This is a genomic window from Nonomuraea fuscirosea, assembly GCF_003001935.1.
Lineage (GTDB): Bacteria > Actinomycetota > Actinomycetes > Streptosporangiales > Streptosporangiaceae > Nonomuraea > Nonomuraea fuscirosea.
The window spans coordinates 211,485-225,518 of sequence record NZ_PVNG01000009.1 but is presented as its reverse complement, the minus strand read 5'-3'; the positions used below and the strand labels follow the sequence as shown (position 1 = coordinate 225,518).

Annotated in this window: 14 protein-coding genes; 9 read left to right on the top strand and 5 right to left on the bottom strand. The window is 72.2% G+C overall.

All coding sequences use genetic code 11. From position 1 onward, the window contains the following. Positions 1-67: 67 nt before the first annotated feature. Together B0I32_RS22110 and B0I32_RS22105 are read right to left on the bottom strand one after the other, a co-directional pair. Entirely contained in the window at positions 68-304 is a 237-nt protein-coding gene (locus B0I32_RS22110; protein WP_043632079.1) for a DUF397 domain-containing protein, read from the bottom strand. After that, positions 305-1,126 carry a helix-turn-helix domain-containing protein gene (locus B0I32_RS22105; RefSeq protein ID WP_219911970.1) on the bottom strand — a complete coding sequence of 274 codons (822 nt, stop codon included), beginning with the start codon at positions 1,124-1,126 and terminating at the stop codon, positions 305-307. It abuts the gene before it with no gap. Positions 1,127-1,357: 231 nt separating this feature from the next. Here B0I32_RS22105 and B0I32_RS22100 point away from each other — a divergent pair, with 231 nt between their 5' ends. Together B0I32_RS22100 and B0I32_RS22095 are read left to right on the top strand one after the other, a co-directional pair. Continuing rightward, positions 1,358-1,855 carry an ATP-binding protein gene (locus B0I32_RS22100; protein ID WP_245955955.1) on the top strand — a complete coding sequence of 166 codons (498 nt, stop codon included), beginning with the start codon at positions 1,358-1,360 and terminating at the stop codon, positions 1,853-1,855. Between the two features lie 78 nt (positions 1,856-1,933). Then, positions 1,934-4,354 (top strand): helicase-associated domain-containing protein, encoded by a 2,421-nt coding sequence (locus tag B0I32_RS22095; protein WP_106242394.1) that lies wholly within the window; start codon positions 1,934-1,936, stop codon positions 4,352-4,354. An 8-nt stretch (positions 4,355-4,362) separates the two neighbouring features. Here the strand turns inward: B0I32_RS22095 and B0I32_RS22090 are convergent, their stop codons facing one another. Beyond that, positions 4,363-5,370 carry an ABC transporter substrate-binding protein gene (locus B0I32_RS22090; protein WP_106242391.1) on the bottom strand — a complete coding sequence of 336 codons (1,008 nt, stop codon included), beginning with the start codon at positions 5,368-5,370 and terminating at the stop codon, positions 4,363-4,365. A gap of 124 nt (positions 5,371-5,494) precedes the next feature. Between B0I32_RS22090 and B0I32_RS22085 the strand changes: the two genes are divergently transcribed. The 4 genes from B0I32_RS22085 to B0I32_RS22070 all read left to right on the top strand — a co-directional run bounded on the left by B0I32_RS22085 (position 5,495) and on the right by B0I32_RS22070 (position 9,811). Beyond that, positions 5,495-6,532 (top strand): FecCD family ABC transporter permease, encoded by a 1,038-nt coding sequence (locus B0I32_RS22085; RefSeq protein WP_245955954.1) that lies wholly within the window; start codon positions 5,495-5,497, stop codon positions 6,530-6,532. Between the two features lie 49 nt (positions 6,533-6,581). Then, a complete protein-coding gene (locus B0I32_RS22080; protein ID WP_106242386.1) occupies positions 6,582-7,589 on the top strand; it encodes a FecCD family ABC transporter permease in 1,008 nt (335 codons plus the stop codon). After that, positions 7,589-8,389 carry an ABC transporter ATP-binding protein gene (locus B0I32_RS22075; RefSeq protein ID WP_106242383.1) on the top strand — a complete coding sequence of 267 codons (801 nt, stop codon included), beginning with the start codon at positions 7,589-7,591 and terminating at the stop codon, positions 8,387-8,389. The genes B0I32_RS22080 and B0I32_RS22075 overlap by 1 nt, the downstream gene beginning before the upstream one ends. Before the next feature lie 129 nt (positions 8,390-8,518). After that, a complete protein-coding gene (locus B0I32_RS22070) occupies positions 8,519-9,811 on the top strand; it encodes an FAD-dependent oxidoreductase (protein WP_106242381.1) in 1,293 nt (430 codons plus the stop codon). On the opposite strand, the gene B0I32_RS22065 is transcribed toward B0I32_RS22070, so the two are convergent. After that, positions 9,762-11,018 (bottom strand): ArgE/DapE family deacylase, encoded by a 1,257-nt coding sequence (locus B0I32_RS22065; protein ID WP_106242378.1) that lies wholly within the window; start codon positions 11,016-11,018, stop codon positions 9,762-9,764. The genes B0I32_RS22070 and B0I32_RS22065 overlap by 50 nt on opposite strands. 79 nt (positions 11,019-11,097) lie before the next feature. Here B0I32_RS22065 and B0I32_RS22060 point away from each other — a divergent pair, with 79 nt between their 5' ends. Next, complete coding sequence (locus B0I32_RS22060) at positions 11,098-12,021, top strand: endonuclease/exonuclease/phosphatase family protein (RefSeq protein WP_106242375.1); 924 nt, start codon at positions 11,098-11,100, stop codon at positions 12,019-12,021. 139 nt (positions 12,022-12,160) lie between these two features. Continuing rightward, positions 12,161-12,481, top strand: a complete 321-nt coding sequence (locus tag B0I32_RS22055) for a GroES family chaperonin (RefSeq protein WP_106242790.1) — start codon at positions 12,161-12,163, stop codon at positions 12,479-12,481. A 12-nt stretch (positions 12,482-12,493) separates the two neighbouring features. Here B0I32_RS22055 and B0I32_RS22050 read toward each other — a convergent pair whose 3' ends face one another. After that, positions 12,494-12,949 (bottom strand): TIGR02611 family protein, encoded by a 456-nt coding sequence (locus B0I32_RS22050; RefSeq protein ID WP_106242788.1) that lies wholly within the window; start codon positions 12,947-12,949, stop codon positions 12,494-12,496. A 148-nt stretch (positions 12,950-13,097) separates the two neighbouring features. Here B0I32_RS22050 and B0I32_RS22045 point away from each other — a divergent pair, with 148 nt between their 5' ends. Next, on the top strand, positions 13,098-14,009 hold the full coding sequence (locus B0I32_RS22045; protein ID WP_106242373.1) for a phosphotriesterase family protein: 912 nt from the start codon (positions 13,098-13,100) through the stop codon (positions 14,007-14,009). The last annotated feature ends 25 nt before the right edge of the window (positions 14,010-14,034 follow it).

Below are 14,034 nucleotides of genomic sequence, written 5' to 3'. Positions count from 1 at the left end.
AGGAGGCCGGGCGGTTACGCCTCCGGCGCGCCGCCGTTAAGCGGGCGCGCCGGAGGTTACAACGCTGTTAAACGAGAAGGCCGTCGAACTCTCCGTCCTTCACCCCGAGCACCAGGGCCCGGATCTCGTCGCGGGTATAGATGAGGGCGGGGCCGTCGGGGAAGCGCGAGTTGCGCACCGCGATGCCGCCGTCGGGCAGCTCCGCGAGTTCCACGCAGTTGCCCTGCGAGTTGCTGTAGCGACTCTTGCGCCAGGCGACCTGGGTCAGGTCCGCCGCGGGCATGCCGTTGTAGGTCTGGTTCATCTACATCTTTCTGAGAAGACCGCCGATGAGCTCGACGGTGCCCCCTGGCGTGGTGCTCTCCACGCACAGCTGCTCCATGGCCGTGAGGTACGGGTCGATGTCCTCACGCTTGTCCAGGTACAGGGCACCCCAGAGCTGCTCGACATAGACAACGTCCGACAAGTCGGACTCGGGAAACCGCAAGATGCTGAACGCGCCCCCTTCGGCGGCATGTTTGCCGAACCTGAAGGGCATCACCTGGAGGGTGATGTTGGGAAGGGCGGCGACTTCAAGCAGATGCTGGAGCTGCTCGGCCATGACTTCCCGCCCGCCGATGGTCCGCTTGAGCGCCGCCTCGTCGATGACGGCCCACAGACGGGGGCCGTCCTTCTGGGTGAAGCGCTCCTGGCGCTGCATGCGCATGTGCACGCGCCGCTCGATTCTCTCCGGACTCGCATCGGGATTGCCCAGCTGGAAGACCGACCGCGCGTACGAGGCCGTCTGCAGCAGGCCGGGCACGAACTGCACCTCATAGGTGCGAATCACGCTCGCGGCCTCCTCCAGGCCGATGTACGTGGTGAACCACGACGGCAGTTCGGCGGAGTATTTGTGCCACCACCCGGGGGTGTTGGCCTCGCGCACCATCTCCAGCAGAGCACGGCGTTCGGCATCGTCGACGACGCCGTACAGGGTGAGAAGGTCTTCTACGTCACGTGTCTTGAACCCGACGCGGCCGAGCTCCATCCGGCTGATCTTGGACTCGGACGCCCGGATGTGGAATCCGGCCTGTGCCCGGTCGAGCCCGCTGGCCTCGCGGAGACGCCTGAGGCTCGCCCCCAGCATGATGCGCCTTACGGTCGAACCGGAACCGGGCGGATCAATCGACACGTGCTGCTCCTTGGTCGTTTCCTTGCGACACAGTCTGTCACTTCACGGCCGAAAGATCATGGGCCGCGGACAAGATCCCCTTTCCCCCATATTGACCATTTGAGGGCAACCGTAGCGTGTGCACGAGTTGTCTGCACGTGCATTCGCTCTTGCACCTGCACGAGAGTTTGGCGCAGAATGATCTACGTGCATCAAATCTCCGCGCACGGCCAGTGGACCACGTTCGATTGGTGGCCCCCGATCGGCTGGTGGCCGGAGGCCGCCGGCGATCTGCTGGTGCCCGGACCCTCCGCGAGCGCCACGTTCGTGCTCCCGCCCACCGCCTCCTCGGTCCACGCCGCCCGGAGCTTCACCGCCGGCACCCTGACGGGCTGGGGCCTCGGCGCGGAGCTGGCCGACAACCTCGAACTGGTGGTCTCCGAGCTCGCCACCAACGCGCTGCGTCACGGCCTGTGCCTCGACGACCCGCGCCGCGAGCGCACGGTCCACATGTCACTCGTCCGCCGCGGGCCGCTCATCACCTGCGCCTTCACCGATCCAGGCTCCTCGGTGCCGGTGCTGCGCTACCCTGGGCCTCTCGACACCGGCGGCCTCGGACTCCACATCGTCGAATCACTCAGCCTCCGCTGGGGCTGGTCCGCACTCGCGCCTCACGGAAAGATCGTCTGGGCAGTCCTCTCCTGACCGGGGGTGATCTGCATTACCGTGGATGGTCATGGCTCACGGTGAGTCCGGCGCGCGACCCCATGAGAGTGCTGACAGATGGAAGATCACCTGCTCGGCTGGCTGCGACAACTAGACGAAGACCGGCTTGGCCGCATCCTGGCGAACAGGCCCGACGCCATCGCCGCGCCCTGGCCCAGGCGGCTCGACACCCTGGCCCAGCGGCTCGGCAACGGCTTCGCCGTGATGGAGACCCTGCGCGGGCTGCCGCTGCCCTGCCTGCAGCTCGCCGAGGCCGCGCTGGCCATGACGCGGCCCACCCTGGAGACGCTGGCGCGCTTCGTCGACGCGCGCCCCGAGGACGTCGCCCCCTGGCTGGAGCACCTCTACGACCACGCCCTGGCCTGGCCGGGCGACGACGGGGTGATCCACCTCGCCGAGGGCGTCACCCGCTACTGGTCCGCGCCTCTGAGCCTGGGCGAGCCGCTCGATCACTACCTCAACTCCTGGTCCATCAGCAACGACGCGCTGCACGCGCTCGCCCGCGCGCTCGGCCTGCCCGCCCACGGCAACAAGCGCCGCATGATCGCCCGCGTCATCGACACGCTCGGTGACCACGGCCGGATCAAGGCGCTGATGGGCAACGCGCCCGAGGGCACCGTGGCGCTGCTCGACCGGTTCGCCTGGGAGGGGCCCGCGCTCGACGTCGACGGCGGCAGGTTCGTCGTGCCCGGCACGCCCGAGAAGTGGTGCGCCGACCACGGGCTGCTCTTCCGGCCGAGCTGGCACGTCGCGGAGATCCCCCGCGAGGTGGCGATCTGCCTGCGCGGCCCCGCCTACCACCCGGCCTACCGTCCTGAGGCGCCCGAGGTGGCCACCATCCCGGTCGATCCCGAAGAGGTCGACCACCTGATGACGCTGGCCGCGCCGCATGTGGTCGAGCGGTGCGCCGCCCTGCTCGACAACACCTCCAAGACGCCGCTGCCGCTGCTCAAGACCGGCGGCGTGGGCGTGCGCGAGGTCCGCAGGGTGGCCAAGGAGACCGGCTGCGACGAGGACGAGACCCGGCTGCTGCTCGAAGTGTGCACGGTGGCCAGGCTGCTGGCCTGGGACGAGCCGTCCGGCGGCATGATCCCCACCGAGCGCTTCGACCGGTGGCGGCTCGACGAGGGCTCGGCCCGGCTGCGGGTGCTGCTCGCGGCCTGGTGGCGAATGGAACGATCTTCTCTGCGCAGGATCGACGGCAAGTACGGCACCGTGCTCGGCGACGACCCGGCCGGCGGCGCGCTCGCCCGCATCCGCAGAGCGGTGCTGTCGGTGCTGGCCCACCTGCCCGCCGGCACGGCCTTCGCCGACCGCGACAGCCTCATGAGCAGCGTCCACTGGCACGCGCCGCTGATCGACGTGCCGCTGCTGCGCGAGTGCGCGCCCGCGGTGCTCGACGAGGCCAGGCTGCTCGGCCTGCTGGCCAACAACGCGCTCACCGACCTCGGCCGCGCGCTGGCCGGCCTGGGCGCGAAGGCCGGCGACGAGAACGACGACGCCGTCCCCGTGGTCGAGCACGATCCGGTCCTGGCCGAGGCCGCCACCCGGGCGCTGGCCAGCGTACGCAGGAGCGCCCTGTTCGGGCCCGACCTGACCGCGGTGGTCACCGGCCCGCCGTCGGCGGAGCTGGCGGCGCTGCTCGACCGGACCGCCGAGCGCGAGTCCAGGGGCGCGGCCTCGGTGTGGCGCTTCACCACCGAGAGCGTGCGACGGGCGCTCGACCGCGGCTACGAGGCCGGCGACCTGCTCGACGAGCTGGCCACGGTCGGCACCATCCCGCAGCCGCTCGAATACCTGGTCCGCGACACCGCCCGCAGGCACGGCGAGGTCACGGTCAGCACGGTCGGCTGCGTCGTGCAGGCCCCCGACCCGGCGTTGCTGGCCGAGATCGCCGCCCACCGGCGGCTCGGGCGGCTCGGCCTGCGCCTGCTGGCGCCCACGGTGCTGGTCAGCGGGGCGCCGGCCGATCGCACGCTGGCGGCGCTGCGCGAGGTCGGCTACTCCCCCGTGCCCGTCTCCGACACCGGCGAGATCACCATCCACCGGGTCAGGTCGGAGGAGCCGGCCAACGGCAAGCTCATCCTGCTGCCCGGCGGGCAGGTGGCCGAGCTGGCGGAGTTCCCCGGCCTGGCCGAGCTGGAGGCGCCCGCGTACATGCTCGCCGAGCCGGCGCCCGACCCCTACGAGCACGCCCGCCGCCTCGTCGCCGCCGGCCGGAGCGAGGACGCCAAGAACGGGCGCACCTGGGCCATCATCGGCCGGATGGCGACCAGGCTGCCGACGGCGCAGCAGTCGCTGCTCGGGTTCGTGGTCGACCGGGGCGTCCGCGCGGGCATCACGCTCACCGACGGGCTGACCGCCACGATCAGTCACGGCGAGCTCAAGGGCGCCGCGCTGGACGCGTGGTGCGAGGAGGCGGGCGACTACCTGGAGTTCCCCCTCGCCGAGATCGTCGAGGTCCGCGGCGCCTACTGACCCGGGGGTTACGTGAGCGGCTTCGCCTTCTTCAGGTTCGCGACCAGGCCCTCCAGGAAGGCCGCGTAGCCCTGGTAGCTGTAGGGCGCCTCGGCGTTCCACGGGTAGAGCTGGCCCGCCTCGACCGCGGGGAGTTTGGCGAAGGTGGGCTTCTTCATCATCTCCTCGGGCTTGAGCGCCTGCGTACGGGTGTCGTACAGGATCACGTCGGCCTCGTAGGTGTCGGCGTTCTCCCAGCTGAGCGTCTGGAAGAAGCCGCCCTCGTCCACCTTGGCCGGCGTGACCACGTTCAGGCCGGCGTCCTTGAGGTGCACGATGTCCGGGTACTCCGGCGGGTTGACGATCCAGAACGCGTCCGCGCCGCCCGAGACCATGAGGATCTTGAGGTTGCCGAACGCGGCGAGCTCCTTGGTGGCCGCCTCCATGCGGGCCTTGGCCTCGGGCACCCCCCGCATGTCCGCGCCGAGGGACTTGGCCAGGGCCTCGTAGGTGCCGATCACCTCGGTGGCGCTCTTGCCGGTCAGCATGACGCCGACGCTGGGGGCGACCTGCTCGATGGTCTCCTTGGACTTCTCGGGCACGTACCAGAGGGTGTCCTTGACGTACATGCTGCTGACCAGGAGGTCGGGCTGGAGTCCGATGTACTGCTCGACGTTGAACTCGTCCCAGACGTTGCCGAGGCCGGTGACCTTGGTGATGTCGACGTTGCCGACCTGCGGGTCCTTGCTGCCGTCCTTGAGCTTGTGCGGGCCGAAGACGGCGATGGGGCGCACGCCGAAGTCCCAGAGGGCGGCGGCCGAGCCGACCTGCGCCACGATCCTGCCGGGGACCTTGGGCTGCTCCAGCTTCTTGCCGCGGTCGTCGGTGAAGGTCCAGCTCCGCGCGGCCGGGGACGCGCCGCCCGCCGGATCCGCCGTCCCGGCGCCGCCGTCGCCGCACGCCGCGAGTGTCAGGGCCACCGCGAGGCCTGCCGCGCCCGACAGGAAGCCCCGGCGAGCCAGTACCGGTCCTGACATGTGGATCTCCTTGGTTAGGGTTGCCTTGTTATCCGCCCATTAGATTAGCCTTGCCTAAGTTTGACCTGCGACGAGAGGGGGTCGGGTGCGCCCGGCTGAGGACACGGCCGCTGTGAGCGCTTCCGTGAGCGCTTCCGGGGCGGGCGGTGAGCGAACGGCGAAGGGCCGCCCTCCTGCGCTGGTGGCCGGCCTGCTCGTCACGCTCGCCGTGCTCGTCCTGGTCGCCCTGGCCAGCGTGGCGCTGGGCGCGCGGTCGGTGTCGTTCGGCACCGTCATCGACGCCTTCGTGGCCCCCGACGGCTCCAGCGACCACACGGTCATCCGCGAGCTGCGGGTCCCGCGTACGCTGCTCGGCCTGGGCGTGGGCGCCACGCTGGGCCTGGCCGGGGCGCTCATGCAGAGCCTGACCCGCAATCCGCTGGCCGACCCGGGGCTGCTCGGCATCAACGAGGGCGCGGCGCTGGGCGTCACGCTGGCACTCGGCCTGTTCGGGCTCAGCGACCCGGCCGTCTACGTGTGGTTCGCCTTCGGCGGCGCCGCGCTGGCCTCGGCCGCTGTCTACGCGCTGGCCTCCTCGGGCCGCTCGGGTTCGAGTCCGGTACGCCTGGCGCTGGCCGGGGTCGCCTTCGGCATGGTGTGCACGGCGGTCGCCTCGGCCATCCTGCGCATGGACCCGCAGACCTTCGACCGGATGCGGTTCTGGCTGACCGGCTCGCTGGCCGGGCAGACGGCGGACACGCTGGTGCGGCTGGCGCCGTTCATGATCGCGGGGCTGGTGCTGGGCCTGCTGCTGGCCCGGCCGCTCAACCTGCTGGCGCTCGGCGACGACGCGGGCAAGGCGCTGGGCGTGGCGGTGAACCGGACCAGGCTCCTCACCGGCGTGGCCGTCACGCTGCTGTGCGGCGCGGCCACCGCCGCGGCCGGGCCGCTGTGGTTCGTCGGGCTGATCGTGCCGCACGCCGTGCGCGCCGTGGTGGGGCCCGACCAGCGGTGGGTGCTGCCGTACTCGGCGCTGGCCGCGCCGGTGCTGCTGCTGGGGGCCGACGTGGTGGGGCGGCTCATCGCCCGGCCGGGAGAGGTGCAGGTGGGGATCGTGTGGGCGGTGATCGGCGCGCCGATCTTCATCATGCTGGCCAGGCGGAAGCGGGTGGCGGCGCTGTGAACGACCGTGTCGGCTCCCGGCCCGTACGGCCGAGGCGGGTGGCGGGGCTGTGAACGTCCGCGTCGGACCCTGGTCCGTACGGCTGGCTCCCCGCGCCCTGCTCGTCACCGCGCTGCTCGTCGTGGCCGGCTTCTGCGTCACCGTGGCGGCGCTGTCCACCGGCGAGTTCACCGTGCCCGTCCCCGACATCCTCGACGCGCTCTTCAGCCAGGGCACCCCGGTCGCCGAGCTGATCGTCGGCAAGCTGCGCGCCCCGCGCGTGGTGACGGGCCTGCTGGTCGGGGCCGCGTTCGGGATCAGCGGCGCCATCTTCCAGAGCCTGACCAGGAACCCGCTGGGCAGCCCCGACTTCATCGGCTTCACCGCCGGGGCCTCCACCGGCGGCATCATCGCCGTGGTCTCGGGCGGCTCGGCCGCGACGATCGCGGGCGGCGCGCTGACGGGCTGCGTGGTCACGGCGGTGCTGGTGTACGCGCTGGCCTACCGGGGCGGCGTGCAGGGTTACCGGCTGGTCCTGGTCGGCATCGGGGCGAACGCGCTGCTGGTGGCGCTCAACTCGTACCTGCTGACCAGGGCCAACATCAACGACGCCGCCACGGCGGGAGCCTGGCTCACCGGCAGCCTCAGCGGGCGCGGCTGGGACCACGCCCTCCCGGTCGCGCTGGCGCTGCTGGTGCTGCTGCCGGTGTGCGCGTACGTCTCCCGGCCGATGCGCATGATCGAGATGGGCGACGACGCGGCCAGGGCCATGGGCATCAGGGTCGAGGTCGTCCGCGGGGCGGCGCTGACGGCCGGCGTGCTGCTGTCCGGGGTGGCCACGGCCGGCGCCGGGCCCGTCGTCTTCGTCGCCCTGGCCGCGCCGCAGCTCGCCCGGCGGCTCACCCGCTCGCCCGGGGTGACCATGGGGGCCTCCGCGCTCATGGGCGCCGTGCTGCTGACCGGCGCCGACCTGGCCGCGCAGCGACTGCTCGCCCCCACCCAGCTGCCCGTCGGCGTGCTGACCGCCGCGATCGGCGGCACGTACCTCGTCCTGCTCCTGCGAAAGGACCGCCACTGATGGCCACCCCCGCGCGCCTGTCCGGCACCGGGCTCACCCTCGCCTACGACCAGCGGATCGTGGCCGCCGGCCTGGACGTGACGATCCCCGACGAGTCCTTCACCGTGATCATCGGGCCGAACGCCTGCGGCAAGTCCACACTGCTGCGGGCGCTGGCCAGGATGCTGAAGCCGAGGACGGGCGCGGTGCACCTGGACGGCAGCGTGATCACGTCGCTGCCGTCGAAGGAGGTGGCGCGGCGGCTCGGGCTGCTGCCGCAGAGCTCGCTCGTGCCCGACGGCATCACGGTGACCGACCTGGTGGCCAGGGGCCGCTACCCGCACCAGCGGCTGATGCGGCAGTGGTCCAGGGCCGACGAGACGGCGGTGGCGCAGGCCATGCGCGCCACCGACGTGACCGACCTCGCGAACCGGATCGTGGACGAGCTCTCCGGCGGGCAGCGGCAACGGGTGTGGCTGGCCATGGCGCTGGCGCAGGAGACGCCGATCCTGCTGCTGGACGAGCCGACCACGTTCCTCGACATCTCGCACCAGATCGAGGTGCTCGACCTCTGCGCGGACCTGCACGAGGAGGGGCGGACGATGGTGGCCGTGCTGCACGACCTGAACCAGGCGTGCCGGTACGCCACGCACCTGATCGTGATGCGCGACGGGCGCATCGTGGCCGAGGGCGAGCCGGCGGAGATCGTCACGCCCGACCTGGTGCGCCAGGTGTTCGACCTGCGCTGCGAGATCATCCCGGACCCGCAGTCGGGCACCCCGCTCATCGTCCCCGAGGCCCGCCGCCGCGTACCGGCCTGACACCCCCGGCGCGGGCGGCGGCGCTGTGCCGAGCGTTTCCTCTGGAACGCGGCAAAAGACGTGGAACGGTGAGCCGTCCGCGGGAGACCCTCTGCGCGACAACGCAGAGAACTCTCCCAAGGGGATCACATGGACCACGCCGTCGTCATCGGCGCCAGCATGTCGGGATTACTGTCCGCGGCGGCACTGCACCGGCGCTTCGCCCGGGTCACGGTGCTCGACCGCGACACCCTGCCGGACGCGGACGCGCACCGCAAGGGCGTCGGGCAGAGCCGCCACGCGCACGGCCTGCTCGCCAGGGGCAGGGAGGTGATGGAAGAACTGCTGCCCGGCATCACCGCCGAACTCGTCGCCCGGGGCGCGCTGCACGGCGACATGCAGGAACGGGCCCGCCACGTGCACGCCGGGTTCCGGCTGGCCAGGGGGACCTGCGGCCTGGCCGGGCTGCTGGTCGGCCGGCCGCTGCTGGAGGGCCAGGTACGCCGCAGGACGAGCGCGCTGCCGGGGGTGCGGGTGCTGTCCGAGCGGACCGTCACCGGCCTGCTGACCGAGCAGGGCCGGGTCACGGGGGTGCGGCTGGCCGACGGGGAGGCGATCCCGGCCGACCTCGTCATGGACGCCTCCGGCCGGGGCTCGCGCACGCCGTCCTGGCTGGGCGAGCTGGGCTACGAGCCGCCGCTCGAGGAGCGGGTGGAGATCGACGTACGGTACGCGACGTGGGAGTTCCTGCGCCGCCACGACCACCTCGGCGGCGACCAGGTCGTGATCATCGGGCCCACGCCGGAGACGCCGCGCGCGGGTGTGGCGCTGGCCCTGGAGGACGACCGGTGGATCGTCACCCTGGTCGGGTACGGGGAGGGCGCGCCACTCGACCTGCCCGGCTTCGCCGCCTACGCCGCCACCCTGACCGTCCCGGACATGCACGAGCTGATCACGACGGCCGAGCCGATCGGGCCGCCCCGCGCGTACCGGACGCCGACGGCCGTCCGGCGTCGCTACGAGCGGCTGTCCCGCTTCCCCGAGGGCCTGCTGGTCACCGGCGACGCCGTCTGCGCCTTCAACCCCCTGTACGGCCAGGGCATGACGGTCGCGGCCATGGAGGCGGGCGCGCTGCTCGACCCGGACCTGAGCTCGCGTCCGTTCTTCCGGCGGATCGCCGGGATCGTGGACACGCCCTGGGAGATCACGGTCGGCGGCGACCTGCGGCTGCCCGGCGTCCAGGGCGACCTGACGCCGAAGATGCGGCTCGTGCACGCCTACCTCGACCGCTTCCACGCCGCCGCCGCGCACGACCCCGAGCTGACCCGGCGCTTCCTGCGGGTGACGAACCTCTACGATCCGCCACCCGCGCTGATGAGCCCCGCCGCGCTGCTCAGAGTGCTGCGCAGCGGCGGACAGCGAGCAGTGCCAGTGCCCGCGTGACCTCGTGCAGCTCCTGCAGCCGCACCTGCTCCCTGGGCGCGTGCGCGAACCGCACGTCGCCGGGGCCGTAGTGCAGCGTGGGGATGCCGCCCGCCGCGTACAGGCGCAGATCGCTCCCGTACGGCGCCGCCGACTCGACCGGCCGCACCCCGGTCGTGTCCGCCACCGCGCCGCTGACCTGGTCGAGCAGCTCGTGCCCCGCGGGCAGCCGACCGCTGGCGAACTGGCCGCCCGGCCACGTCACCACCGGCGGGTTCTCCCGCAGCCAGGGGTGCGCCACCTCCGCGACGGCCCGCTCGAACGCGGCCCTGGCCGCGGCGGGGTCCTCGTCCAGCCGCACCCCGAGCCGGCCCTCGGCCACCAGCAGGTCCGGCACGGTGCTGGCCCAGTCGCCCGCCCGCACGGTCCCGACCTCGATCGGGTACGGCGTCGCGGTGCCCGCGAAGTGCTCGGGCACGTCCCGGTTCCGCTCGGCCTCCAGGCGCCTGATCGCCTCGAACACCGGCCAGAACACCTCGACGGCGTTGACCCCCTCGTGCCGCGTGGCGCCGTGCGCCGCCCGTCCGGCGATCTCCAGCCGGAACGTCAGCGCGCCCGCGTTCGCCGTGATCACCGCGCCGCTGGTGGGCTCGCTGATCACCGCGGCCTCGGCCGTGTGCCCCCTGGCCAGGGTGGCGAACGCGCCGAGCCCGCCGTCCTCCTCGCTGATCACGCACTGCACGGCCAGCGGCCTGGCCAGCCGGACGCCCGACCTGGCGATGGCCCGCGCCACGGCCAGGTTCGCGACCAGGCCCGCCTTCATGTCGCAGGCGCCCCTGCCGTGCAGCGCCCCGCCCTCGATCCGGGCGGCGAACGGGTCGCTGCCCGCCCACTTGGCCAGGTCACCGGTCGGGACCACGTCCACGTGGCCCTGCAACGCGAGCGCGGGCGGGCCCTCGCCGCCCGGGGTGACGGCCGCCACGCCGTACCCCTCGGTCCTGGGCGCCTCCGTACCGGGGAAGCCGGGGCGGGCGGTCAGGCCGGCCAGATCCAGCTTCCAGACGTCGACGTCCATGCCCGCCTCGGTGAGCAGGCGGGCCAGACGGTGCTGCAGATCGGACTCGGCGTCGGTGCCGGTCACGCTGGGGACCCTGACGGTCTCGGCCAGCAGGTTCACGGTCTCGGGTTCGTCTATGGCGTTGAGGACCCGGGCTTCCACGTCGTGCATGGGGCACACCTTCTCACTTCCGGGGGACCTAGATGAACCTTTATCGGCGTTCGTGGCGATACAGGGCGTGCGGACATGGATGAGCTGGATCGTGGTGGCGCCCTTCGGCCTCTGGGCCGTGGTCAGATTGAGCGGGTTCGAGCCGGACTTTCCCTGGGTGCCGGTGGTGTCGTACACGCCGTACGCGCTGGGCGCGGCCCTGCTCGGGCTGGTGCTGGCCTGCGTGCTGCGGCGGTGGGCGGCGGGCACGGTCGCGCTCGTGTCGGTGCTGGCCATGACGCCCGTCGTGCTGCCCCGCGCGTTCGCCGACGGCAACCCGGGGGCGAAGGGTCCCGCGCTGCGCGTGCTGGCGGCCAACCTGCTGGTGGGCGGCGCGGACACGGACGAGCTGACGGCCCTGGTGACCAGGCTGAAGCCGGACGTCCTGACGCTGCAGGAGTTCACCCCGGCCGCGATGCGCCGGCTGGAGGCGGCAGGGCTGCGGCGCGCGCTCCCCCACGCCGTCACCCGGCCCGTGAACGGGGTGGGCGGGTCCGCGATCTACGCCCGGCACCCGCTCGACGCCGTCCCGATGATCAAGATCGGCGGGTTCGGGCAGGCCAGGGCCTGGCTGAAGCACTCCGGCGGCACCCGGGTGGAGATCGTCTCCGTGCACCCGTGCGCGCCCAAGCGGACCCGCAGCACGCCGTGCTGGCAGGCCGGCCTGGAGGCGCTGCCGCGCGGCGACGGCAAGCTGCGGGTGCTGGCGGGAGACTTCAACGCCACGCTCGACCACCTGCCGATGCGCGACCTGCTGGCGGCCGGATACCGGGACGCGGCCGACGTGATGGGACGCGGGCTGCGGGCCACCTGGCCGCAGGGCGACCCGCCGGCGCACCTGCCCGGGGTGACGATCGACCACGTGCTGGCGGACTCGCGGATGGCGGTGCGGGCGTACGAGGTGCTGTCACTCAAACACACCGACCACCGTCCCGTCTTCGCCGAACTCCAGCTCCCGCGCTGACCCTCCGTGCGCTGTCGCCCGGACTCAGGCTCCCGCGCGGCGCCTCCGTGCGCTTTCGCCCCGGGCTCGGGCTCCCGGGCGGCCCCTCCACCTGTCGTTGTGGAGTTCTCCTGCTTGCCCTGCTCTTAGACTTGTGCCCGTGGTAGAGCCCAAGTTCGAGATTCAGATGCTGCACGACCGAGTCATGATCAGGTTGGAGCAGGAGGCCCAGGAGCGGCGCAGCGGCTCCGGGATCGTCATCCCCGCGACGGTCAAGATGGCCAACCGCCTGGCGTGGGGCGAGGTCTGCGGCGTCGGCACGAACGTGCGCTCGGTCAAGGTCGGCGACAAGGTGCTGTTCAACCCGGAGGAGCAGTTCGAGGTCGAGGTGCACGCGAAGGTCTACCTCGTCATGCGCGAACGCGACCTGCACGCCGTCGCCACCCAGGAGACCGACCACGGCACGGGCCTCTACCTATGACCTGCCCTTCGGCTAGACGAAGCGCGCGGCGATGGCGATGACGTCGATACCGAGCGTCCGCAGCCCGAAGTAGACGATCACGCCCGCGGCGACGACCGTCACGATGAGCACGAGGATGCGGACGGTCCAGCCCTGCCGCTTGTACCACTCGGTCCAGGCGCGCAGGGTCCGCTTGCCGAACTCCAGCAGCTTGTGCGCCCACTGGAACTCCGTGGCCAGCACCGCCAGCCCGGCGAACACGACCAGCCACCCGGGCCCGGGGAACGGCACCATGATCAGCCCGCCCGCCACCATGACGGTCCCGATCAGGCCGATCACGATCTTCAGGGTGAGCGCTCCGGTGCGGGTGGAGCGGATGCCGTCCAGCCATCCCTGCAAGCCGGTGCGGCGCTCGGGCATGCTGGAACGATCGGCGGCCTCGTCCTTGATCACGTCGGCGCCGCCGGTTTCTGAGTTCTGAAACGGCACGGTTCCCCCCGGCACTTGGTGTGCTCCCCAGGATACGGCTCCGGCTTCGTGACCACTTGCAGCTGAGTAGCAACGCGTCAAACGCCACAGGAAGTAAAATTTCCTGCCAGCCCCGGCTTTGCCCGGCAAACATCGGTTAATGTCTGTTATGCCCGACGTTCTGCTCCGCACCGTCACCGGTCCTGTACGCGCCGCCGCCATCGAGGGCGCCGTACTCCCCCATGAGCACCTGCGCACCGACATGCGCTGGGCGGTCGGCATCGACTCCGACCCGCACCGCTGGCTCGACGAGGAGAGCACCGTCACCGCCGAACTCAGGGAGCTGCGCCAGTCGGATCACGAGCTCGGCCTGGTGGTGGAGCTGACCTGCCTGGGCATGGGCCGCGACGCCGCCGCCCTGGCCAGGATCGCGGCCGGCAGCCGGGTGCCGGTGATCGCCTCGACGGGCCTGTTCGCGGAGCCGTTCACGAACGTGGGCGAACAGGACGTGGACACCCTCACCGGCCTGCTGATGGAGGAGATCGTCAGCGGCGTGGACGGGACCGGCGTGTTCCCCGGCGTCATCGGCGAGGTCGGCTCGTGGGGCGCCGAGCCGACGCCGCGCGAGGAACGCTGCCTGATCGCCGCCGCCCGCGCCGCGCTGCGCACGCGCCTGCCGGTCGCCACGCACGGCAGGAACGCCCTCGCCCTGCTGGAGATCCTGCTCGGCCAGGGCCTGCCCGGGGCGCGGGTGGCCGTCGGCTACGCGGGCGGCGACCTGGGCGCGGCCAGGAAGATCGCCGAGGCGGGCGCGTACGTGAGCCTCGGGTCTCTGGGCCTCGGCCACGAGCAGGTGGCCAGGATCGCGCTCGGGCTCATCGAGGACGGCCACGCCGAGCGTCTTCTGGTCAGCACGGGGGTGAACCGGGTGGCGCAGGTCGGCAAGTACGGCGGCCCCGGCTACGCCCACCTCTTCGACACCCTGCTGCCGCGCCTGCGCGAGGCCGGGACCGGCGAGGACGTCCTCCGCCTGATCACCCACACCAATCCGATCCGCTGGCTGACCGAGGGCCTCGCCTGATCCGCGCGCCTCTCTCCTTGACCTC